General features: G+C 69.3%; 22 protein-coding genes. 12 read left to right on the plus strand and 10 right to left on the minus strand.

Annotated elements, in window-relative coordinates:
- Positions 1 to 131 precede the first annotated feature (131 nt).
- Complete coding sequence (locus ACZ1DY_RS28835) at positions 132 to 695, minus strand: PadR family transcriptional regulator (RefSeq protein ID WP_465481496.1); 564 nt, start codon at positions 693 to 695, stop codon at positions 132 to 134.
- Positions 696 to 699: 4 nt separating this feature from the next.
- A complete protein-coding gene (locus ACZ1DY_RS28840; protein ID WP_465481497.1) occupies positions 700 to 1,089 on the minus strand; it encodes a VOC family protein in 390 nt (129 codons plus the stop codon).
- Positions 1,090 to 1,336: 247 nt separating this feature from the next.
- Here ACZ1DY_RS28840 and ACZ1DY_RS28845 point away from each other — a divergent pair, with 247 nt between their 5' ends.
- The 5 genes from ACZ1DY_RS28845 (at position 1,337) to ACZ1DY_RS28865 (ending at position 6,112) form a co-directional block, all read left to right on the plus strand.
- Positions 1,337 to 2,302, plus strand: coding sequence for an anti-sigma factor RsbA family regulatory protein (locus ACZ1DY_RS28845; RefSeq protein ID WP_465481498.1), 966 nt, complete (start codon positions 1,337 to 1,339; stop codon positions 2,300 to 2,302).
- 617 nt (positions 2,303 to 2,919) lie between these two features.
- Positions 2,920 to 4,311: an NAD(P)/FAD-dependent oxidoreductase gene (locus tag ACZ1DY_RS28850; protein ID WP_465481499.1), complete on the plus strand. Its 1,392-nt coding sequence runs from the start codon at positions 2,920 to 2,922 to the stop codon at positions 4,309 to 4,311.
- Positions 4,312 to 4,333: 22 nt separating this feature from the next.
- Positions 4,334 to 5,194, plus strand: a complete 861-nt coding sequence (locus ACZ1DY_RS28855) for an alpha/beta fold hydrolase (RefSeq protein ID WP_465481500.1) — start codon at positions 4,334 to 4,336, stop codon at positions 5,192 to 5,194.
- 40 nt (positions 5,195 to 5,234) lie between these two features.
- A complete protein-coding gene (locus ACZ1DY_RS28860; RefSeq protein ID WP_257485585.1) occupies positions 5,235 to 5,792 on the plus strand; it encodes a PadR family transcriptional regulator in 558 nt (185 codons plus the stop codon).
- Positions 5,793 to 5,938: 146 nt separating this feature from the next.
- The gene (locus tag ACZ1DY_RS28865) at positions 5,939 to 6,112 is read left to right on the plus strand and encodes a hypothetical protein (RefSeq protein ID WP_257485584.1); all 174 of its coding nucleotides are present in this window, start codon (positions 5,939 to 5,941) and stop codon (positions 6,110 to 6,112) included.
- 167 nt (positions 6,113 to 6,279) lie between these two features.
- Here the strand turns inward: ACZ1DY_RS28865 and ACZ1DY_RS28870 are convergent, their stop codons facing one another.
- Together ACZ1DY_RS28870 and ACZ1DY_RS28875 are read right to left on the minus strand one after the other, a co-directional pair.
- Positions 6,280 to 7,317 (minus strand): ion channel, encoded by a 1,038-nt coding sequence (locus ACZ1DY_RS28870; RefSeq protein WP_465481501.1) that lies wholly within the window; start codon positions 7,315 to 7,317, stop codon positions 6,280 to 6,282.
- 195 nt (positions 7,318 to 7,512) lie between these two features.
- Entirely contained in the window at positions 7,513 to 8,370 is an 858-nt protein-coding gene (locus ACZ1DY_RS28875; RefSeq protein ID WP_465481502.1) for an SDR family oxidoreductase, read from the minus strand.
- Between the two features lie 90 nt (positions 8,371 to 8,460).
- Between ACZ1DY_RS28875 and ACZ1DY_RS28880 the strand changes: the two genes are divergently transcribed.
- Positions 8,461 to 8,862, plus strand: a complete 402-nt coding sequence (locus tag ACZ1DY_RS28880; RefSeq protein WP_371878833.1) for a winged helix-turn-helix transcriptional regulator — start codon at positions 8,461 to 8,463, stop codon at positions 8,860 to 8,862.
- Between the two features lie 34 nt (positions 8,863 to 8,896).
- Positions 8,897 to 9,304 (plus strand): DUF6924 domain-containing protein, encoded by a 408-nt coding sequence (locus ACZ1DY_RS28885; protein ID WP_465481503.1) that lies wholly within the window; start codon positions 8,897 to 8,899, stop codon positions 9,302 to 9,304.
- A 35-nt stretch (positions 9,305 to 9,339) separates the two neighbouring features.
- Here ACZ1DY_RS28885 and ACZ1DY_RS28890 read toward each other — a convergent pair whose 3' ends face one another.
- The gene (locus tag ACZ1DY_RS28890; RefSeq protein ID WP_465481504.1) at positions 9,340 to 10,227 is read right to left on the minus strand and encodes a class I SAM-dependent methyltransferase; all 888 of its coding nucleotides are present in this window, start codon (positions 10,225 to 10,227) and stop codon (positions 9,340 to 9,342) included.
- A gap of 221 nt (positions 10,228 to 10,448) precedes the next feature.
- On the opposite strand from ACZ1DY_RS28890, the gene ACZ1DY_RS28895 reads away from it, so the two are divergent.
- Complete coding sequence (locus ACZ1DY_RS28895) at positions 10,449 to 11,915, plus strand: hypothetical protein (protein WP_465481505.1); 1,467 nt, start codon at positions 10,449 to 10,451, stop codon at positions 11,913 to 11,915.
- 54 nt (positions 11,916 to 11,969) lie between these two features.
- Here ACZ1DY_RS28895 and ACZ1DY_RS28900 read toward each other — a convergent pair whose 3' ends face one another.
- Complete coding sequence (locus ACZ1DY_RS28900; RefSeq protein ID WP_465481506.1) at positions 11,970 to 12,782, minus strand: class I SAM-dependent methyltransferase; 813 nt, start codon at positions 12,780 to 12,782, stop codon at positions 11,970 to 11,972.
- 96 nt (positions 12,783 to 12,878) lie between these two features.
- Entirely contained in the window at positions 12,879 to 13,451 is a 573-nt protein-coding gene (locus ACZ1DY_RS28905) for a helix-turn-helix domain-containing protein (RefSeq protein WP_465481507.1), read from the minus strand.
- 76 nt (positions 13,452 to 13,527) lie between these two features.
- Here ACZ1DY_RS28905 and ACZ1DY_RS28910 point away from each other — a divergent pair, with 76 nt between their 5' ends.
- Positions 13,528 to 15,072, plus strand: coding sequence for an MFS transporter (locus tag ACZ1DY_RS28910; protein ID WP_465481508.1), 1,545 nt, complete (start codon positions 13,528 to 13,530; stop codon positions 15,070 to 15,072).
- 65 nt (positions 15,073 to 15,137) lie between these two features.
- Positions 15,138 to 15,905: an AfsR/SARP family transcriptional regulator gene (locus ACZ1DY_RS28915; protein ID WP_465481509.1), complete on the plus strand. Its 768-nt coding sequence runs from the start codon at positions 15,138 to 15,140 to the stop codon at positions 15,903 to 15,905.
- Positions 15,906 to 15,964: 59 nt separating this feature from the next.
- Here the strand turns inward: ACZ1DY_RS28915 and ACZ1DY_RS28920 are convergent, their stop codons facing one another.
- Genes ACZ1DY_RS28920 through ACZ1DY_RS28930 form a run of 3 tightly spaced genes read right to left on the minus strand, consistent with a single transcriptional unit; the run spans position 15,965 to position 17,906 of the window.
- Complete coding sequence (locus ACZ1DY_RS28920; protein ID WP_465481510.1) at positions 15,965 to 16,714, minus strand: hypothetical protein; 750 nt, start codon at positions 16,712 to 16,714, stop codon at positions 15,965 to 15,967.
- Positions 16,715 to 16,749: 35 nt separating this feature from the next.
- Entirely contained in the window at positions 16,750 to 17,142 is a 393-nt protein-coding gene (locus ACZ1DY_RS28925; RefSeq protein WP_257485574.1) for a hypothetical protein, read from the minus strand.
- 5 nt (positions 17,143 to 17,147) lie between these two features.
- Positions 17,148 to 17,906 carry a hypothetical protein gene (locus ACZ1DY_RS28930; protein WP_465481511.1) on the minus strand — a complete coding sequence of 253 codons (759 nt, stop codon included), beginning with the start codon at positions 17,904 to 17,906 and terminating at the stop codon, positions 17,148 to 17,150.
- Positions 17,907 to 18,033: 127 nt separating this feature from the next.
- Here ACZ1DY_RS28930 and ACZ1DY_RS28935 point away from each other — a divergent pair, with 127 nt between their 5' ends.
- Positions 18,034 to 19,254, plus strand: a complete 1,221-nt coding sequence (locus ACZ1DY_RS28935; RefSeq protein ID WP_465481512.1) for a protein kinase domain-containing protein — start codon at positions 18,034 to 18,036, stop codon at positions 19,252 to 19,254.
- Between the two features lie 57 nt (positions 19,255 to 19,311).
- A complete protein-coding gene (locus ACZ1DY_RS28940) occupies positions 19,312 to 20,523 on the plus strand; it encodes a serine/threonine protein kinase (RefSeq protein WP_465481513.1) in 1,212 nt (403 codons plus the stop codon).
- The last annotated feature ends 140 nt before the right edge of the window (positions 20,524 to 20,663 follow it).

Raw genomic sequence — 20,663 nt, forward strand, 5'->3', positions numbered from 1 at the left:
CCGATCGCACACCCGGCTGGCCACCTGACCTGTGGTGGCCGCACACCGACGCGGACACTAACGATCCGGCGCTAAGAATCCCGGCCCCGACCGTAAAGAAAACGTAAGTGTCGTAAAGGCGCGCCTCCGCCCTAGGCCTCGCCCGCCATCCGGTAGGCGCCGTCCTCCAGGCGCCGGATCAGCCGATCGGTCCATTCGACGCGGTGCGCGGCGGTGTGCAGCCACAGCCCCACGACCTCGCCGACCGGGCCCCAGTCGTCGAGGTCGGCGCCCGGCGGCAGATGCGCGGTGATACTCGCCTCCCACTGCCGCATGGCCTCGGCGCGTTGCCGGAGCAGCTCGATCGCCTCGGCGCGGGTCAGGTCCTCGATGAGCCCCACCGCGGCGGCGAGCATGTCCAGCCGAGGCTCGCGACTGCCGAGTGCCTTGCGGAGCAAGGTGAAGTAGCTCTGTTCGCCCTTCGCGGTGATCTCGTATTCCATCCGCGGCGGCCCGCCCGCCTCGCTGGGAACCGTCTCGTGGAGAACGAGCAAGTCCTGTCCGGTCATGGCCTTGAGCGCGTGATACACCGAACCGGAGGTCGCCGTGGACCATTCGTGCGCGCCCCACGACTCCAGGTCGGAGCGAACCTGGTAGCCGTGGGCGCGGCCACGGCGCCGGACCGCGCCCAGAACCAGCATGCGAACCGTCGACACGTGGTCAGCCCGGCGAGTTCGTGCTGAGCCACCACAACGTCCCGAACGGGTCGACGAAGCCGCCCATCCGGTTGCCGTCGTCCTGCGCGGTGATCCGCATGGCCGGCTTCGCACCCGCCTCGACCGCCCGCGCGAAGACGTCCTCGGGGTCCGGCACGGTGACCCACAACTGGACGTGCACCGGATCCGACGGCGACCGCAGGCAGCGCATCCCTCCGGCCCCGGAGTCGGCGAAGAACACCACACCGGTCCCGATCCGCGCTTCGGCGTGCACCATCCGCTCCGGATCCTCCGGTAGCGGAATCACGTTCGACACCTCGGCGGCGAACGCGTCTTCCAGAAACCGTCTGTATGCCTTCGCGCTGTCCACCATCACATAGGGCGTAACCGACATCAGCCTCTCCCTACTAGCCAAATTTAGCTACTCGGACTCTACCCGCCGGCCGCCCATAGGTGAACCACCGGATTCGGGCCACTAAGCTGTCGGGAGGAGTACTTATCGGTCGGCGGTCTCGACCCGCCGACCTGGGAACGGAGCTCGGAGATGCTGGTGACCGCCGGTGGCGGGACGAACGCCCCGTCCCGGGCATCGAGGAAGACTTCCGGCACATGAATCCGCCGAACCAGGGCATCCGGTCACCGTGAATCCGAGCACGACGGCCGCGGATACCGACCCCTTCGTCCACCCGGCGCTGTTCTACCGCGGGCAGGACGACTACTTGACGGGCACTGTCCCCTTCATCCGGCAGGGCCTGGACAACGGTGAACCGGTCGCGGTCTCGGTGCCGGGCCCCAACCTGGAACTGCTGCGCACCGCGCTGGGCGAGGACGCCGAGCGGGTACGGCTGCTGGACATGACCGAGGAAGGCCGCAACCCCGGCCGGATCATCCCCGGTGTCCTCCGCGCGTTCGCCGACAGCCATCCCGGACAGCGCGTCCGCATCATCGGCGAGCCCATCTGGGCCGAGCGGTCGGAGCTGGAATATCCGGCGTGCGCCCAGCACGAGGCCTTGATCAACCTGGCGTTCACCGGCCGCGAAGTCACCATCCTGTGCCCCTACGACGTCACCCGCCTCGACGCCCGCGCCCTGACCGACGCCGAAGCAACCCACCCGCTCCTGATCGACTCCGCCGGTGAGCGCGCCAGCGACGGCTACGACCCCGGCCGCATCATCACCGGCTACAACACCCCACTGCCCGCGCCGTCCCCGACCGAACCCGCCGCGCACACCACCCTCGACGCCGTCACCGGCGACGCGGCCTCCCTGGCGCAAGCCCGTGCGATGGCCCGCGGTCAGGCGCGGCGGGCGGGCCTCACCGGCGATCGAGTGGACGACGTCGAACTCGTGGTCGCCGAACTCGTCGCCAACAGCGTGGACCACGGCGGCGGGCAAGGACGGCTCAGCATCTGGCCGGAGGGCGGCCTGCTGGTCTGCGAAGTCCGCGACACCGGCCACCTGACCGATCCGCTCGCCGGACGGCGGCCCGCCTCCCCCGGGCAGCTGCGCGGCCGCGGGCTCCTGCTGATCAACCACCTGGCCGATCTCGTACGGCTTCACACCGGGCCGGAGGGCACCACCGTCCGCGCCTGCTTCGCCACCGCTTAGCGCTCCCGCCCTGGCGGATAGATCGATTCTTTCGCTGCCCCGGAGGTGGCGTGTTGCGAAAGCCACTTTCGCAACCTTCAACGTTGGCAAAGTGGCTTTCGCACCCCAGCCGAGGCAGATGACGCGCTCCCGGGGGCGGCTGTGGGGCGTGGTTCGGACACGTGTCGCGAAAGCCACTTTCGCGACGTCAGGTGACCCGAAAGTGGCTTTCGCGACACGACTGCCCGTCAGTTTGGGGGCTTCGCTCCCCAGAGGTGGCGTGTTGCGAAAGCCACTCTCGCAACCTCCAACGTTGGCAAAGTGGCTTTCGCAACCCCAACCGAGGCGGATGACGCGCTCCCGAGGGCGGCCGTGGCGCGCGGTTCGGGCGTGTCGCGAAAGCCACTTTCGCGACGTCAGGTGACCCGAAAGTGGCTTTCGCGACACCACTGCCCGTCAGTTTGGGGCTTCGCTGCTCCACAGGTGGCGTGTCGCGAAAGCCACTTTCGCAACCTCCAACGTTGGCAAAGTGGCTTTCGCAACCCCAGCCGGGCAGGTCGCGACACGCGCCCGCCAGTCCCGCGGGATCACCGACATCGACGATTGACCTCCAATACTCAACAAGTTATATATGAACAATGTCATATCGACACACCGGCCGCGCAGCGGTGCTCGGCGCGGGGATCGCCGGTCTCGTGACCGCACGGGTCCTGTCCGAGCACTACGACGAGGTGCTCCTGGTCGAGCGGGATGAGCTCCCGGACCTGCCGGGGCATCGGCGCTTCGTCCCGCAGTCGCATCACGCGCACGGTCTGCTGGGGTCCGGCCGCCGGGTGCTGGTCGGGCTGTTCCCCGGCCTGTCCGCGGAACTGGCCGCCGGCGGCGCGCTCACCCCGGGTTCCGCCGATCCCGCGCTGGGAGATCGTTCGCTCTTCCTGGTCCGCGGCGCGACGACCATCCGGATCCCGGCCTGGTGGAGCGGGGGTTTCGGGGCGAGCCGGATCCTGCTCGAGCACGCGATCCGCGCCCGCGTACGGGCGCTGCCGAACGTCACGGTCCTGGACCGGACACCCGCCACCGGCCTGCTGACCGATCGGTCCCGCCGCCGGGTCACCGGGGTCCGAACACCGAACAGGAACCTGGACGCCGATCTGGTCGTCGACGCCTCCGGCCGGAACTCGCCGCTGCCGGAGTGGCTCGAGCGGATCGGATACCGGCCGCCGCCACAGTCTGTCGTCCACTCCGACGTCCGCTACATCAGCGTGGTCACCGAACCCGATCCGTCCTTCGACCCCGAATGGATGGCCATCCTCGGCGGCCAGGCCACATCCGGCTCCTCCGTCGGCGGCGTCGTGCTTCGCGTCGAGCACGGCCTGCTGCACATCTCGTTCGGCTCGATCGCCCGGCGCGGGCCGGTTCCGGCGGACCTGGCCGAGTTGCGCGATTTCGCCGATCGGCTGACGGCACCGGTGGTGGCCGAGGCACTTCGCCATTCGACCCCGGTCGGCCCGATCCGCACCTTCCGCGTCCGCAGCAACACCCGGCGGCACTACGACCGCGTTCGCGAAATGCCCGACGGGGTCCTCGCGCTCGGCGACGCCGCCAGCGCGGCGAATCCCATATACGGCCAGGGAATGAGCGTGGCCGCCCTCTCCGCGGCCGCGCTCGGCCGGGTACTCGCCGCCGACGACGGCGAGGGGTTCGGACGCCGGGCGGCGCGCGCCATCGCCGCCACGTCCTCCGAGGCGTGGCGGCTCGCGGTCGGCGAGGATCTCCGTTACGGCTGCCGCACCGAAGGGACCCGCTCACCTTGGGCCGCCCGGTTCGGTGAGGGCTACCGCAACCGGCTGGAACGAGCGGCTGCACTGGATCCCGAGGTGGCGGCGGCCTTCAACGACGTCCTCAATCTCCACCGGCCGCTGTCGTCGCTCGGTTCTCCGCGGATCGCGCGCCGGGTGCTGCGGCCGTTGCGTGACCGCGATCCCGGTCCCCTGTCCGCGACGGTCGCCGCCGTACTCGGCGCCGCCTGAACCCGCCCGAACGAGGAGACCCATGTTCCGGCCACAGTTCGTCGACGTCGATGACGTCCTGCTGCACGTCGAGACCGACGGCCCCGACGACGGTCCAGCCGCCCTGTTCCTCCACGGCTGGCCCGATCTCTGGTTCACCTTCGAGCCGCAGATGGCCGCCCTCGCCGCACAGGGGTACCGGACGCTGGCGCCGGATCAGCGCGGCTACGGCCTTTCCTCCAAACCCGCCACCGTCGCCGACTACGAGATGCCCCGCCTGGTCGACGACATCGTGCTCCTCATCGAGCGGCAGGACGCGGCGCCGGTCCATCTGGTCGGGCACGACTGGGGCGGGGCGGTGGCCTGGGCGGTGGCGACCGGACGGCCCGATCTGGTCCGCTCGCTGACCATCGTCAACTGCCCGCATCCACAGGTGTTCGCGGACTCGTTGCGACGCAAGCCTTTCCAGCTGCTGCGGAGCTGGTACATGCTGGCGTTCCAGATCCCCGGTCTCGCCGAGGCCGTCCTCGGCGCGCGCGGCGGCGCGGTCCTCGCGGCGATGCTCGAACACGGCGCCCGGCTGAGCGAGGCCGACCTCGACCGGCATCGAGCGGTCTGGCGCCATCCCGGCACGATCCAGCGGCCGCTTTTCTGGTACCGCGCGATGTTCAGGACGATGCCACGGCGCGCCGCGCCCGCCCGGACGGTCCGCGTGCCGACGCAGATCATCTGGGGACGCCGCGACGGTGCGCTCGGCAGGCATCTCGCCGAACCCAGCGCCGCCCTGTGCGAACGGTCCGAACTGCATTGGCTCGACACGGGACACTGGCCGCACCGCGAACGACCCGGGCAGGTCACCGAACTGCTCGCCGCCTGGTTCGCACGGCACGCGGACCGGAGTTGATCGATTGCTATTCTCCGGGTCTCCCGCCGGAAGGAGCCCGATGCTCAGATTCGCCCTGCTGGGTTTCCTGCTCCGGCAGCCGATGACCGGCTACGACCTGGCCACCGCGATCCGTGCCAGCATCCACTTCGTCTGGCCCGCCCAGCTCAGCCAGATCTACCGGACGTTGAGCCAGCTCGAAGACAGCGGGCTGGTCGTGTCCGAAGTGGAGCCACAGCAGAGCAGGCCGGACCGCCGCGTGTACACGGTCACCGAATCCGGGCGGGCGGCGTTCGATTCCTGGCTGAGCGAACTGGTCACCGAACTCGACCCCGTCCGCGTGCCCTTCATGGTCCGCTTCTTCTTCGCCGGCTCCCGTCCGCTGGAGGACACCGTGACCCAGCTCCGGGTCATGCGCGACCTCCACGTCAAGGATCGCGAGCGGCTCGCCGTCGAACTGCCGGACCAGATCACGGCGGCCGCGGCCCTCACCGGCGGCGGCGAACTCGATCCCCTGGTCTGGGACTCGGTCCGCCGGGCCGGTGAGATGATGGCCCAGACCTGGGTGGAGTGGATCGACGAGACCATCGAACGACTCCAGAACGCCGGCCGTGAATAGTCCGATCCTCGGTCAGTTCACCGTCACGGTCTCGATCACCGGCAGTTCCTGGTCCTTGGGCATGTGGCACCCGTAGTGGATCGGCTGGGGCGAAGTTGCGAAAGCTGAGCGTGACGGTGCCCGGAGTCGTGAAGGTGAACTGTTCGGTGCCCTCGACGGAAGCGATGGCCCGGATCGCTCGTGCCTCCAGTGGGCTCCCCGTCCGGGGCTTGACGTCCTGGATCTTGAGGAAGACGGGCACGGGCACGCCGCGGGTCACGGTGGCAGGCGCGGTGATCGTCACGTTCACCGTTCTGCCGATGTCCGTGCCGTTGACGTAGTAGGTCTGGGTGACCGTGCCTGCCGAGGCGGTACCCGGTGGCCACCGCCATGACGGCGGCCGCGATCTTTCCGACGAGTACGTGTGGACTCACCGTCCCGCATCCGGCCGGAGCCGCAGCGTCTTCCGAAGTGCTATCGGCCCAGGTGTCCCTCGCCGGTCCTGAGGTCAGCGGCCGAGGCCTCGCAGGGCGGTCTCGATCTCCGTGTCGGCGAGGCGCCGGGGGCTGACGTAGTAGAGCACCGAGCCTGCCGGGAGATCGCCGTCCCACGAAGGATTGACCACCAGGTCGTCGCCGGTCCGTGCGGCCAGGACCGTGGCGCCGAAAGCGCGGCCCAGCGCCATCCGGCATTTCTCGGTGCTCAGCCGTCCCAACGACTCGGGCAAGGTCACCGAGTACGTCGCCGCTCCGCCCGCCGTCATCAGCTCGGAGTAGACCTCGGTGATTCCCGGGGAGGTCAGTTCTTCCGTGACCATCCGTGGCGTGTGCCACTGCACGCACTTGATCCGCGGATCCACGTAGCGGACCAGCTCGGATTTCTCCATGTCCCGCAACGTCACCACGACATGCGCCGACCGGTTCGCGTGGTCGACGGTCACCGCGACCGCCAAGGCCTCGTTGTCGTCGCGCATGTCGACCAGGATGGTGCCCGCCTTCGCGACGGCGGCCCGGGTGAGCACTTCGGCCGCGGTCGGGTCGCCACGGACGAAGTCCACCGGCTGCGACGGCATGGGGTGCACCTGCACTTCGTCGCTCGCGCAGAGGACGATCCCGGTCACGCCGTCGGCGATGAGCTGGGCGACGATGCGCTCGGTGCGGCCCGGCGTGTAACCGATCAGGAGCGTGTGCCCGCTCGCCCGTACGGCTTCCATCCCCTGCATCCGCCGTCCCTTCGCCTGTTCGAGCCTGGAAGCGAGCTTGGTGAACACCGTGGTGAGCGTCGCGATCCCGCCGATGATGACATAGGCCCCGACGAAATGGCCCGCGGTCGTCTCCGGCGAGAAGTCGCCGTATCCGACCGTCGCGGCCGTGACCACGAAGTACCACCAGTAGTTCCCCGCCTGGACGAGCTCACTGCCCGCGGGCTCGGCCAGCGTCATCAGCGGCCAGCTGGTCGCGAAGACGAAGACGACCACGACGACCGGAAGCAACCAGCCCTGCTGCAAGACCCAGCGGGTCAGCAGCCGCGCCAAGACGAACGACACCCCGCCTCCTCACCGGCCGCGACCGTGAATCCACTCGAACCCCGCTCCACCTGGCCGCGGGTTCCGATACCAGATCACACCGTTCCCACCGGCGCAACGGACGTTACCCGACCGCTATGGCGGATATCGTCGATTGGGAAAAGGTGTCTGAAAAGGACTGTCCACTGGCGACGCTTCGCGGCGTCGCGGGCCGTGTCAGTCCTTGAGCGCGAGGGCGAGCGAGTCGGCGATCGGCGTGGTGGGCCTGCCGATCAGGCGACCGAGATCGCCGCCGGTGCCCGCCAGTTCCCCTTTTTCGATGGCCAGCTCCACCCCGGTCAAGGTCGCGGCGAGCGGCGCGGGGAGCCCGGCATGGTCGGTCAGGATCTCGGAGAAAGCCTCGGCCGAGACGGACTTGTAGGCGATTTCGCGGCCGGTCTGCTTGCCGAGTTCGGCCGCGAACTCGGCGAAGCCCCATGCGGTGTCGCCACTGAGCTCGTAGGTCTTGTTCTCGTGGCCTGCACCGGTGAGCACGGCGACCGCGGCGACCGCGTAGTCGGCCCGGGCGGCGGAGGCGATGCGCCCGTCGCCGGCAGCCTGGGTGACGGTGGAGGACTGGAGTACCGGGGCGAGCCGCTCGGTGTAGTTCTCGTTGTACCAGCCATTACGCAGGAACACGTACGGCAGACCGGATTCGAGGATCGCGGCCTCGGTGCCCCGGTGGTCGTCCGCGAGCGCGGCGGTCAGAGCGCCGGGCGCGCTGGTGTACGCGAACAGGGCGACTCCGGCCGCATTCGCCGCGTCGAGGACGATCTTGTGCTGCCGGACGCGCCCCTTGTCGAACTCGTTGCCGGAAATGAGGAGCACCTTGTCGCCCGCCGCGAACAGGCCGCCGAAGGTCTCCGGGTCGTTGTAGTCGGCGATGGCGACCCGGACGCCCCGGGCCGCGAAACCGGCGGCCTTCTCCCGGCTGCGGGCGACGGCGGTGATCTGCTCGGCCGGAACCTTCTCCAGCAAGCCCTCGATGACGAAACGGCCAAGGCTTCCGGTGGCGCCGGTGACGACGATGCTCATGCTCGTACTTCTCCTTCTGGATCGCTTCGGCCTAACCTTGAGGCCCCGCTCACCGATTGGGAAGTACCCACCTTGAAGTAAGGTACTGTTATGGACGTAAGTGGAATGACGCTGGTGGACCGCGTCCGGCTCGCCGGCGGCGACACGATGTGCCCGCAACGCCTGGTCCTCGAACACGTCACGAGCCGTTGGGGAACGCTCGTCCTGATAGCCCTGCTGGACCGTCCGTACCGCTTCAACGAGCTGCGACGGCAGATCGGCAAGGTCAGCGAGAAGATGCTCGCCCAGACACTCCAGACCCTGGAACGCGACGGCCTGGTCCACCGCGACGCCAAACCGGTGATCCCGCCCCGGGTGGACTACTCCCTCACCGAACTCGGCAAGGAAGCCGCCGACCAGGTGAACGGCCTCGCTCGCTGGACGGAGCAGCGGATGACCGCCGTCGAGAAGGCACGAGAGGACTACGACGCCACGAAGGCGGAACTCGGCTGACCGCATCCGGGCCTGCCGCGGCTATGGTGCGCGCATGGCAGAGTTACCGGTCGCCTCGGTCCTGGTCCGCACTTGGTTCGGTGACGACAGTGCGTGGGAGTCTCTGGTCCACGAGGTGGAGACGCCGAGCGATGAGGGGTTCCAGGCGAGTGTCGCCGTGGTGAACGACCCGGCTTTCGCCGGCTTGAGCGCGGAAGCGTTGACGGCAAAGCAAACCACTGGAGCGATCGTCTCCTTCCTCGCGGACGAGACGACCCTCACGAACGCCGGACATCCCATCCTCGCCGTCTGGGTTCTCCCGCGTCGGGGTGATGACCACCAGCCGTTCCGGGTGGTGTCCGCCGAACTGTGGAGTGTGGAGAACAACATCAACCTCGGGAACATGGACTGGGAAGACTTCACGAGGTCGTTGAGCGGCGACGGCGTGTTCCGCGGGTTCTGACGCGGGCCGAACGGTTCGTCGACGACGAGGGTGGATCAGACCGGCGTCCGGCCGACCGCGATCAAATGGCTGCTCAGACCGAGCAGGGACGGTTCGCTTTCGACAGCGCGGACCGCCTGGAGAATGACTTCCCGGTTCACGGGGTCGTCCCACTGCTCCGCGAGCTCCGGCAGCCAGCCCGCGAGCCCCTCGATTCCCAGCACGTCGAGGACGTTCAGACCCGCGTCGAGGCATTCTTGACGTAGTTCGCCGGGATGGTGGAAGTAGCTGGTGGTGAACCAGTGGGGCCGGTCGTCTTCATTGCGATGCTGCCCGGAGGCCAAGTCGGTGTCCACCATCCGCCGGAACTCCGGGTCGAAGAGGAAACCGCGGGACAGGCCATCGAACAGCGAGGCGAAGCGGGAGATCGCCGCGACGAATATCCAGCCACCGGCGCGAACCGCACGGCGGGCTTCGCGCAAAGCCGTCAGCCGGTCGTCTCGGTCGGTGAGGTGATAGAGGGGGCCAAGCAGGAGCGCGGCGTCGAAGCTTCCGTCCGGCACCGGCAATTCGCGGGCGTCGCCCAGGGAAGCGGTCATCCCCGGTGTCCCGTCCGCCAGTTGCCGGGCAGCGGCGACGTGTTCCGGGACGATGTCGAACAACGCGACCTGATGGCCGTCCGCGGCGAGCCAGGCGGCGTGCACTCCGGTGGCACCGCCGATATCGAGCACACGCTGGGGGCCGGTGGGCAGGTAGCGACGTATGATCTCTTGAGTCCGTACGAACTCCAGGCGGCCGGAGGCCCCGGTGAGTCGCGCTCCCTCGTCGGCCGCCCGATAGTGCTCGACGATCTCGTGCCTTGGCTCCATCACCTCACGAACAGTACGGTCGAGCGCCGGTCGGCGCACCGCGATTTCAGACCGGCTAAGGAGTTCCGCGCGCATGGAGCCGGGAGAGCGGCCCGGTCGGCGATTCCGTTGGCCGATGCGCAGGGCGCCATGCCTTACCGGGACCGACTCGATGTACCGAGAATGTATGTCCGCTGAACCGGCCGGCTTCAGAGTTGCCCTGTCACGGGCCGATCGAGAGGCGGGACCGAGGAATGCCGGGCAGGTCGCTTTCGCCCTCCACTCGCCGTTCGTGCACTCGAGAGGAGAGGAGCATCGTGAAAACCACGGGAAGTTCCGCCGGCAGGACAGCGCTCTACGCCGTGTCGGGTGGCGCGCTGTCAGCCTTTTTCACCCTCGCCGGCGCCCAGCAGGCGGAAGCCGCCCCACAGCCGCCACCCCCGCCCGCGAAGAAGGCGGAGGCGGACAAGCAAGTCGCGAACCGGAAGGCCGTGGATGCCGGGCCGTCGGGGCGGAACGAGCAGACCGGCAAACGCGAACGCCAGACGCGGGCGGCGAAAAAGGCGGAGAGCGACAAGAAGGTCGCGGAGCGCAAGGCCGTAGACGCCGGGCCATCAGGCCGCAACGAACAAACCGGCAAACGCGAACGCCAAACCCGAGCCGACAAAAAGAAAACCGAAGACGACAAAAAAACCGCCGAACGCAAAGCCATAGACGCCGGACCATCAGGCCGCAACGAACAAACCGGCAAACGCGAACGCCAAACCCGAGCCGACAAAAAGAAAACCGAAGACGACAAAAAAACCGCCGAACGCAAAGCCATAGACGCCGGACCATCAGGCCGCAACGAACAAACCGGCAAACGCGAACGCCAAACCCGAGCCGACAAAAAGAAAACCGAAGACGACAAAAAAACCGCCGAACGCAAAGCCATAGACGCCGGACCATCAGGCCGCAACGAACAAACCGGCAAACGCGAACGCCAAACCCGAGCCGACAAAATCCGCAAGGCGGGCGACCAGGCACGCCGGGACGAAGCCATGCGTGATCTGCAGCGGACAGCGCCCGGGCGGGCCGATTACGCGGCCTCGCAACGGGGTGGCGCACCGGGGACAGGACAGGCCCGCCAGCTGAGGGACGCGCGTGAGCGTGCGGAGGAGGCTCGCGCCGCCGCGGCGCGCCCCGCTGGATCGACTCGCGCGTGGGAGATCAGGCAGCAGCAGGCCCGCGCCGCCGACGCCGAGGTCCAGCGGCTCGAACGCCGGAAGCCGGCCGGCGGTGCCGGCCCGCAGGGCGTCCCGAACGGATGGCAGCGAGCGGCCGAGGACACCGGACGGGTGGCCAATGATGCCCTGCGGAAAATGCGGGAAGACTATTCTCACGAGGTGAAGGGCTTGCTTTCCGCGGCCGCCACCGCAGGCGAGGCACCCGGCGCCATCAAGGAGCGCGAGGCGAAGACCCAGCGGAAACTCCAAGGCCGGGTCGATCCGGACCTGAGCAAGAAGGTCGGCTTCCTCCGGAACATGGGCAAGGCCGGCGGCATCGTCGGGGGCACGCTGGGTGCGATCTACGATATTCGCGAGGGGAAGGATCCGGCGCAGGCAACGGTTTCCTCGGTTCTCGGCACCGTCGCCGGCGGCGCCTTCGGGGGCATGGTGGCCGGGGCCGTCGGCGGACCGCCCGGCATCGTCGCGGGCTTGGTCGGCGGCGCGGCCGCCGGCCTGGTGACCAGCGGCGCGGTCGACGCGACGTGGGAATACTTCGCCGGCAAGGAAGAAAAGTAGCGCCTCCGGCCCGGATCGGTCCGTCATCGGCGAGAAGTGCCGGTGACGGACCGATCATCGGCGTGCGGCCCAGACGGCGCGTTCGGTTCGCACCATCAAATCGTCGCGCCGCAGAATGCCGTCGGAGTCGAGTAGCCGGTCGAGCGCCGCGAGATCCTCCGGGGAAAGCGTTTCGGCGGCGGCACCGCGGACGCGCCGCAGGATTCCGAGCGCGTAGCGGCCGATCGCGTCGCTACGGGAGCCCTGGATGTTCACCGTGACGGTGCGCTCGCCCTCGACCGTGAATCCGGCCGCGGTCAGCATCGGGCCCCAGTCGGCGCCGCGATGGGTCGGGTGTCCGGCGTGGCGTCGATCGGCCGCGGCGTGCACGCGTTCCTCCAGGCCTGGCGCGTCTTCGGGAGCGTCTTCGGGCAGGAACCGGGGCTGACCCGCCAGCTCGACGACGGCGAACAGGCCGTCGGGAGCGAGCGCGTCGTGGACGGCTCGCAGGGCTCGGCCGGGATGAGCCATGTGGTGCATGGAGGCCGAAGCCCACACCAGATCCGGTGAGCCGAGCTCGGGCCACGCGGTGTCGTCGAGGTCTGCGTGCACGGTGTGCACGCGCTCTTCGACGCCTCGTGCGCACGCCTTCTCGCGGACGCGCTGAAGGTACGCGACGGAGGCGTCGACGGCAGTGACGTGCGCGTCGGGGAAGCGGTCGATGAGCGCGAAGGTGCCAGCGCCCGTGCCGCAGCCCAGATCCACGATCCGGCGTGGAGGCGTCTTCAGCGGCAGCCACGCGGTGATGGCGGCCGTGTGCTCGGCGAGAATCTCGGCATCCAGATCGAGGATCTCCGTCAGGTCTGCGTGGTGGTGGGCGTGGTTCATGACTTCACCGTAGAGCGAGTATGCGCCTAAGGCACATCCTATCCCGGTTTACGCAAGACGAAGGCGTCTGCCGCTGCCCGAGGCGCAAGAGGCGGCTCATTCGAGGTCGTTCTCCTGCTGGTGGCCGCGACGCGCGTCTCGGTCGTAGATGCCGAGGATGTCGCACGGCCCACCCTCGGCGCCGATCGCGTGCGGCATCATCGTGGGGAACTCGGCGGCCTGGTTGGTCTCGACGCGGATGCGGCGGTGGCCGAGCATGAGCACCGCGGTACCGGACAGGACGACGAGCCATTCGCGTCCCGGATGCGCGCGCATCCGCGCCGGGTTATCGGGCGGCGGCTCGGTCATGCGGTGCCGCACCACGGTCATGTCGGGGTCGCCCTTGATGGTCCACCGCATCCGGCCGTGCGGGCCGTCGATCGACGGGCTGGTGACCACGTCGTCGGTCGCGGTCTCCACGAGCTGGTCCAGCGTGGTGTCCAGCGCGCGGGCGAGCGTCACCAGCTGGTCCAGTGCGAGCCGGCGCTGCCCGTTCTCGATCCGGCTCAGTGACGACTGACTGAGGTGCGCGCGGGCGGCCAATTCCTCCAGTGACCAGCCCTGCGCCACCCGCAGAGCCCGGATGCGCTTGCGCACGAGGCTGTCCAGATCGTCATCTTCTTGCGTCATGAGCAAGATTGTATGCCTTGCCCGCAAGAGGCGGTTAGCTTCGGCTTCGACTCGACCTGCCGTCCGAAGGGAATCCATGAGTACGAACCAGCTCGCCCCCGCCGCGGAAGCCGATGGAGGGGCGACACCGGACGCGCGCCGGCTGCGCGCGATCCTGATCTCCGTCTCGATCGCGCTGATGGCGGTCATCGCCTCGGTGTCCGGACTGAACGTCGCGCAAACCCAGCTGGCCGTGGAGTTCGGCGCCTCGCAGACCACGATCCTCTGGATCATCAACATCTACACGCTCGCGCTCGCCGCGCTGCTGCTGCCGCTCGGCGCCGTCAGCGACCGGCTCGGCCGCAAACCCATGCTGATCACCGGACTCGTCGTCTTCGGCGTGGCCACCGTGGCCGCGGGTCTGGCCCCGTCGGCGGGGGTCATGCTCGCCGCGCGGGTGACCAGTGGCGTCGGGGCCGCGATGATCATGCCCATCACGCTGGCCGTCATCACCTCCACCTTCCCCGAAGACCGCCGGGGCAAGGCGATCGGTGTCTGGACCGGCGTCGCCGGAGGTGGCGGGATCCTGGGCATGTTCCTCTCCGCGCTCCTGGTCGACGTCGCCGACTGGCGCTGGCTGTTCGTCCTGCCCGCCCTCCTGACGGTCGCGGCACTGGTCACGACGCTGACCTCGGTGCCCGACTCGCGCGAGACCTCGGCTCATCGCTTCGACACCGTCGGCGCGCTGGTCTCCGTCATAGCCGTGGCCGCTCTCATCTTCGTGCTGCAGGAGGGTCCCGAACGCGGATGGGCCTCCCCCGCGACGCTGATCAGCCTCGCCGTCGGGGTCGTCGCCGCGATCTGTTTCGTGGTCTGGGAACTGCGCCGCCGCGATGCCTCGCTCCTGGACGTGCGCCTGTTCCGGGAGCGCGGCCTGACAGGGGGCTCGATCACGCTCCTGGTCGTGTTCGGCGTCCAAGCGGGTATCGCCGTGGTGCTGTTCCCGTTCTTCCAGGCGGTGCTCGGCTGGTCGGGCCTGCTGTCCACGGCGGCCCTGATGCCGATGGCCGTCGCCATGATGCTGACCTCCGGGCTGGCTCCCAGGCTCGCCGCGCGGGTGGGCAGCAGTTCGACCATGGCCACAGGGATCGCGCTGGCCGCCGCCGGACTGGTGTCGATGGCCGTACTCGTCTCCGTCGACGGCGGCTACCCGACGATCCTGCCCGGCATGATCGCCATGGGTGTCGGCATGGGCCTGTCCATGGCGCCGTCCACCGAGGCCATCACCGCATCCCTGCCACGGGCGAAGCAGGGCGTCGCCTCGGCCCTGAACGACGTCACCCGGGAGCTCGGTACCGCGCTCGGCGTCGCCCTGCTCGGAGCGCTCGTGGCCACCGGCTACCGCGGCGCGATCGACGGCCGGTTGACCGGCATCCCCCAGGGAGCCGCGGACGACGCCCGCGAGGGGGTCGCCAACGCCGTCGCGGCGGCGGAGCACGCCGGCCCGCGCGCGCAGGAGCTGATCCACGCCGCCCAACAGTCCTTTGTGGACGGCTGGCAGCAGGCCATGTGGGTGGGCGCCGCCATGCTGGGCGTCCTGTTCGTTTACCTCACCGCCCGTGGTCCGCGGAGACTGTCATGAAATCCTAATACCGTGTCGGGCACGCTGTCCGCTGACAGCACAAGCACGCCACGGGGGGACATCCGATGCTCTTCCAGCTCCTCGGACCGATCGAGGTCACCGTACCCGGCAGGCCGCCGCTCGCGATCAAACCGGGCAAGCCGACCACCGTGCTGACCGCGCTGCTGCTCGACCGCGGCAAGTGGGTCGGCGTCGACCGGCTGATCGACGCGGCCTGGCATGGCCGGGCCGCGCCGGCGTCGGCCGGGGGCAACCTGAAGTCCTACATCTGCGGGCTGCGCCGCGCACTGGCACCCGCGGCGGACAGGACACGCATCGAGAGCAGGCCCGGCGCGTACCGGATCGTCGTCGACCGCGAGGACACCGACGTCGACCACATCGGCCGCGACTTCGCCGAAGGCCGCGAGGCGCTCCGCGAAGGCGATCACGAGCGGGCGGCCAAGCTGCTCACCGGCGCGCTGGACCTGTGGCGCGGCTCGCCGTTCGAGGGCCTGCGGACCCCGGACGCCCTCGCCGAAATCGCCCGGCTGGAACGTCTGCACACGCAGATCCGCGAAGATCTCGCCGAAGCCGACCACGCGCTCGGCAGGCACCTCGACGCGGTCTCGCTCCTGCACGGCCTGATCGACGAGGACCCGCTGCGCGAGCACGCGTGGGCGAAGCTGGTGACGGTGCTCAACGAAACCGGTCAGCGCAGCGAAGCACTCGCCGCGTTCCGCCGTGCCCGCGCGATCATCGTGCGGGAGCTCGGGGTCGAACCGGGAGCCGCCCTCACCGACGCTCACCGGGCCGCGTTGCTCGGCCACGCCACCGGATACCGTCAGGCCGCCTGATCCCCACCTCGTGAGCGGCGATTCGGGACCGATCCCGAATCGCCGCTCACTGGTTCGTGCTATTTGACCGTGACCGTGGCGCTGGACCAGGACGAGCCGTCCGGGCTGGACGTCGTGACCGTCCGGGTCTGGCCCGGCTTCAGACCCTTGCTGTCCACCGACACGTGCCCGGTGCCCGTCCGCTTTTCGGTCTGCTTCCGGCTCTCGCTGCTCTTCCCCTTGTCCTTGCTGTGCTTGTGCTTTTCGGCCTTGAGCTTCTTCAGCTCGCTCTTCGCCTTGTCCAGCTCGCTCTTGGCCTTCTTGACCTCGTCGCCGGCCTTGTCGACCAGCTTCTTGGCCGTGTCCAGCGAGCCGTTGGCCTTGGCGACCGACTCGATGATCTTCTTCGTGCTTTCCCGCACGACGGGAGCGGGCTTCTCGACCACGATCACCCGGGGCCGGAGCTCGGCGCGGCTGTCCTTGGTGACGGCCGCCTTGACCACGGGCAGCCGCGTCTTCTGGCGTTCCACCTTCTTCACCGTCACCGCGGCGGGCTTGATCTTGGCCACCTGCTTGACCGGAACCGGTTTCGCGGCCGGAGCCGCGGGGATCGCGGCGGGCGGCGCGGCCTGCTGGACGAGCGGGTTGACGGGGGCGGCCGGCTGCTGCTGCGGGGCGGCGGCCGGTTTCGGCGCGGTTGCCGCGGCCGGGGCGGGAGTGGCGGACGCGGTCGCTTCGTCGGCCCCGTCGAAGGCGCCGAAGGTCCACGCTCCGACGGCGGCGGTCGTCAGGCCCGCGACGCCGAGCACGCCTGCACGCTTGATGTTCATGGGATACCTCGATTTCCTGTTGCCCGCCGTGACGTTCACAGCTGGGGTTCGTCTTCGTGACGGCGTTCGTAGAACTCTTCGGCCAGGGAGCGGCCCATCAGGCCGCCGAAGATCCCGGCGGCCACGCCGACGGCGATGCCGACGGGCGTGGCGATGACCAGTCCGGTGGTCACCCCGAAGACCAGTGACGCGGTCCCACCGCCGAAGCCGGTGACCGCGCTCTTGCTGAGCGGCTTGTCCTCGTGTTCCAGGTAGTAGTCGTACTCGACTCGTTCGTCGTCCTCGGTGTCCGGAGTGGACGGTCGCTGGTTCAGCCACGCCTCCTCCGGGATCACCAGATACCGGGGCTGCGGGGCGCGCGGGACGGAGAACTTCCGGAAGGCCGCCCACAGCGACAGCGCCGGTCGTTCGGCGAGGTTCGTGGCCATGGCGCTCAGTCCCGGTCGCCGGTCATGATCTTGACCGGCTTGTCGTGATCCTTCATCTTCTTGGCGCTCTCCCGGAGCTTCTTCAGCTCGCCTTTGGCCTTCTTCAGGTCGTCCTTGGCCTTGTCCAGCACCTTGCCCGCCCGTTCCACCGCTTCGTTCGCGGTGTCGACGGCCTTGGCCTTGTCCCGCAGCTGCTCGCGGATCGTGCGCGGAGCCGTCTCGGCGACCGCTGCGCGGACGACGAACTTCTTCTCCGGGAGGACGTTCGCCAGTTTCGGCACGGCCGTCTTCACCACGCGGGGTTTGACGACCGCCGCCTTCTTCACCACCGGCACCGGCTGGGCCACCTTCTTGACCTGCTGCGCGGCCTTCACCGCGCGCTGCACCGGAACGGCCTGTTTGACGACCGGGGCCACGGACACCTTGGCAGGCACGGCTGGGGCCACGGGCACCTTGGCAGGCACGGCTGGGGCCACGGGCACCTTGGCCGGTACGACGGGGGCAACCACCGCCGGCGGCGGGATCGCCTTGCGAGGCGCGGCCTGTTCGGTCCGCGGCTCGGCCTTGGGCTGGGGTGCCGTCTGCTTCGGCGGGGCCGGAGCCTGGACCTGCTGCGGTTCGGCCGCCTGCGCGGTGTCCTGTACCGGTTTCTCGTCGGGCCGGTCGTCCACCATCGCGTTCGCGGTGGTGGCGCCGATGGCCGCGGTGGCGATACCGGCGACGCCGTAGACGGCCGCCCGCCGGAGATTGTTCTTCTGCTTCATCCGTCCCACCTCGCTTGTTCCGTGGCGTCGCTGCTGAGAAGCAGCGTGGCGCGGCACGGTTCAGCGCCGGTACATCGGCGGTTCATCCGCGCTCCCGCGATCGCGTTCTCCGCATTACTCTGCGGATATGCGACCTGAGGACGGGGAAGCGCTTGGCAGCGGATCGGCCGGTGCCGTCTTCGCCCTGCCGTCGGACGAAGGCGACGTCGCGTTCAAGGTGTTCCCCGGCAGGCTGTACGAGCGCACCCGCCTCCGGCTGGAACACGAACTGGAGCGGCTTTCCGCGCTGGGCGGGCAGGTCCTGGTACCCGAAGCCATCGAGGAACTGCCCGACGGCCGGTGTGCGCTCCGCAGCGAACTCTGCACCCGGTCACTGCTCGATCTGGTCGAGAGCACCGGCCCGCTGTCGGTCGCGGACACCCTCGTCCTCGGCTCCGCGATCGCGTCGACGCTCGCGAGGGCGCACGAATCCGGGATCGTCCACGGCAGGCTCACCCCCGCCAACGTGTTGTTCCGCGCGTCCGGTGAACCCGTGATCAACGATTTCGAACGCACCCTACGCCCGGTTTTCGTCCGGGATCCGGACCACGGAAGCGATTTCCTCGCCCCGGAAGGCCCCCACGGCGAAGACGCGGATCTCTACGGGCTCGGTGCCGTGCTCCATTTCGCGCTGACCGGCCTCCCGCCCGGGCCGGACCGGCCGGAGCTGCACCGGGTCGACGCGCCGATCGACCTCCTCTCCCTCATCGAGAACCTCCTCGCCGAAGACCCGGCTTCCCGTCCTTCCGGAATGGCCGTGGTCGAAGAGATCCTCATCGCGCTGACCCCCACACCGTCCACTATGGACGAAGAACTTCCCGTCGTGGTGTCACGAGGGATCCAGGGATATCCGCTCCTTACCATCGCACCGGAACCGGCGCCGGCACCCGAGCCTCACAAGAGGTCGACCTGGCCGGCGCTCGCCATCGGCGCCGCCACCGTGCTCGCGGCCGCGGCCTGGTTCCTCATCCCCGGTTCGCCCGAACCGGTGCCGCAAGCACAGGCACAACCGAGCCCGCCGAAGACGAACACGAACCCGAAACCCGCACCCCGGGTGGAACTCGACGCACCGATCGACCACGGCTCGATGGTCGAGCTGACCTGGCGGGCGCCGGAGGGGTTCGACTCGGCCGTCGTCGTCGCGGACGGCACCGGCGAGGCCAAGACCACGATCGTCCGGCAGCAGCGGACGATGAAGATCCCCGTCGACCCGGGCCGGAAGTACTGCTTCCTCGTCCAGATCACCGACGGCGGCGACGTGCGGGAGAGCGCGCCGCGGCCCATCCGGGGCGCGGTCTGCCGGAAGTGAACCGGGCCCTGTTGTACCGTGGAGGGGTCCACGGTGGAGAGGGGATCCGGCCGTCGTATGAGCAGCGCCTCCGCCACCATCGTGCCCGGCCCCGGCGATACGGTTCTCAAGGTGTACCCGGGTTCGCTGGACCGCGAGACCCGGGCGGCGTTGGACCGGGAACGGGCCGCGCTCTCCGGAATCGCGTCGATCCTGCCGGTGGACGAGATCGGCAAGCTCGCCGACGGCCGGACGGCGCTGCGCATGCCGCGCTGCGACCGCTCCCTCACCACCTTGGCCGAGCCGCTGCCGGTCCAGGACGCGCTGATCATCGGCGAAACGGTCGCGCGGGCGTTGGCCGCCGCGCACCGGGCCGGCGTGGTGCACGGTTCGGTGTCGCCCGGGAACGTCCTGATCCGGCGCACCGGCGAACCCGTCGTCGCCGACTTCGGAGTGGCGCTCCGGCGGCGGTTCCCCCGTGATCCGCTGCACGGCCTCGAGTTCACCGCCCCGGAGACCGTGCACGACCAGACCATGGACGAGCGGACCGACCGCTACGGCCTCGGCGCCGTCCTGTACCTCGCGCTGATTGGCGAACCTCCACACAGGACGGTCGTCGGAGAGCAGCCGGGCACTCGCATCCACCGCGTGCTCACCGAGCCCGTCGCACCCATCACCCGTCCGGACGTCCCGGACGAACTCGCGGCGCTCGTCGGCGAACTGCTCGCCAAAGACCCGGAGCGACGGCCGGAGGACCCCGAAGCCCGGCTGGAGCACCTGCACCGGAAATTCACGGCGGCCCGGGCCGGTATCCCGCTCGACCTGCCCGCGGAACCGATCCTCGTGCTGAAGCCGTCCCGTCCGGAGCAGCCGCCGCCGGAAACCGCGGCATCGAAGCGGAAATACGTCATCGCGGCCGCGGTCCTGGCCGGGATCTGCGGCGCCGTCGCCGTTCCGTGGCTCCTGTCCGGCAGCGAGGAGGCCCCCTCCGCGCCGCCGCCCACGGCCGCTCCCCCGTCGAGCGGCGTCGCGATCCGGCTGTCGCCGCCCGTCGACCACGAAACCTACGTCGAACTGTCGTGGACGTCGAACGCCGAACTGGACTTCGCGATCATCCTCGCCGAAGAAGGCCGGGCGGAACCGCAGGTGATCTTGACGCAGCGGACAAAGCAGCGCCGGGTCGACGTCCGGCCGGGCCTGCGGTACTGCTTCCAGATCCAGGGCAGCAGCCCGCAGGGCACCTACGAGAGCGAGTTCCAGCCGCTCCGCGGCGCCGTCTGCAAGCGCTGAGCCGCACCGCGCGAAGCTCCGTTGAAGGTTGCGAAAGCCACTTTCGCAACCTTCAACGTTGCGAAAGTGGCTTTCGCAACGTGCCTCTCCCGGTGGTTTCGCGTGACCAGACGGACGACACACGTGATTGGGCGGACGAC

The organism is Amycolatopsis sp. PSD-21 (genome assembly GCF_055561455.1).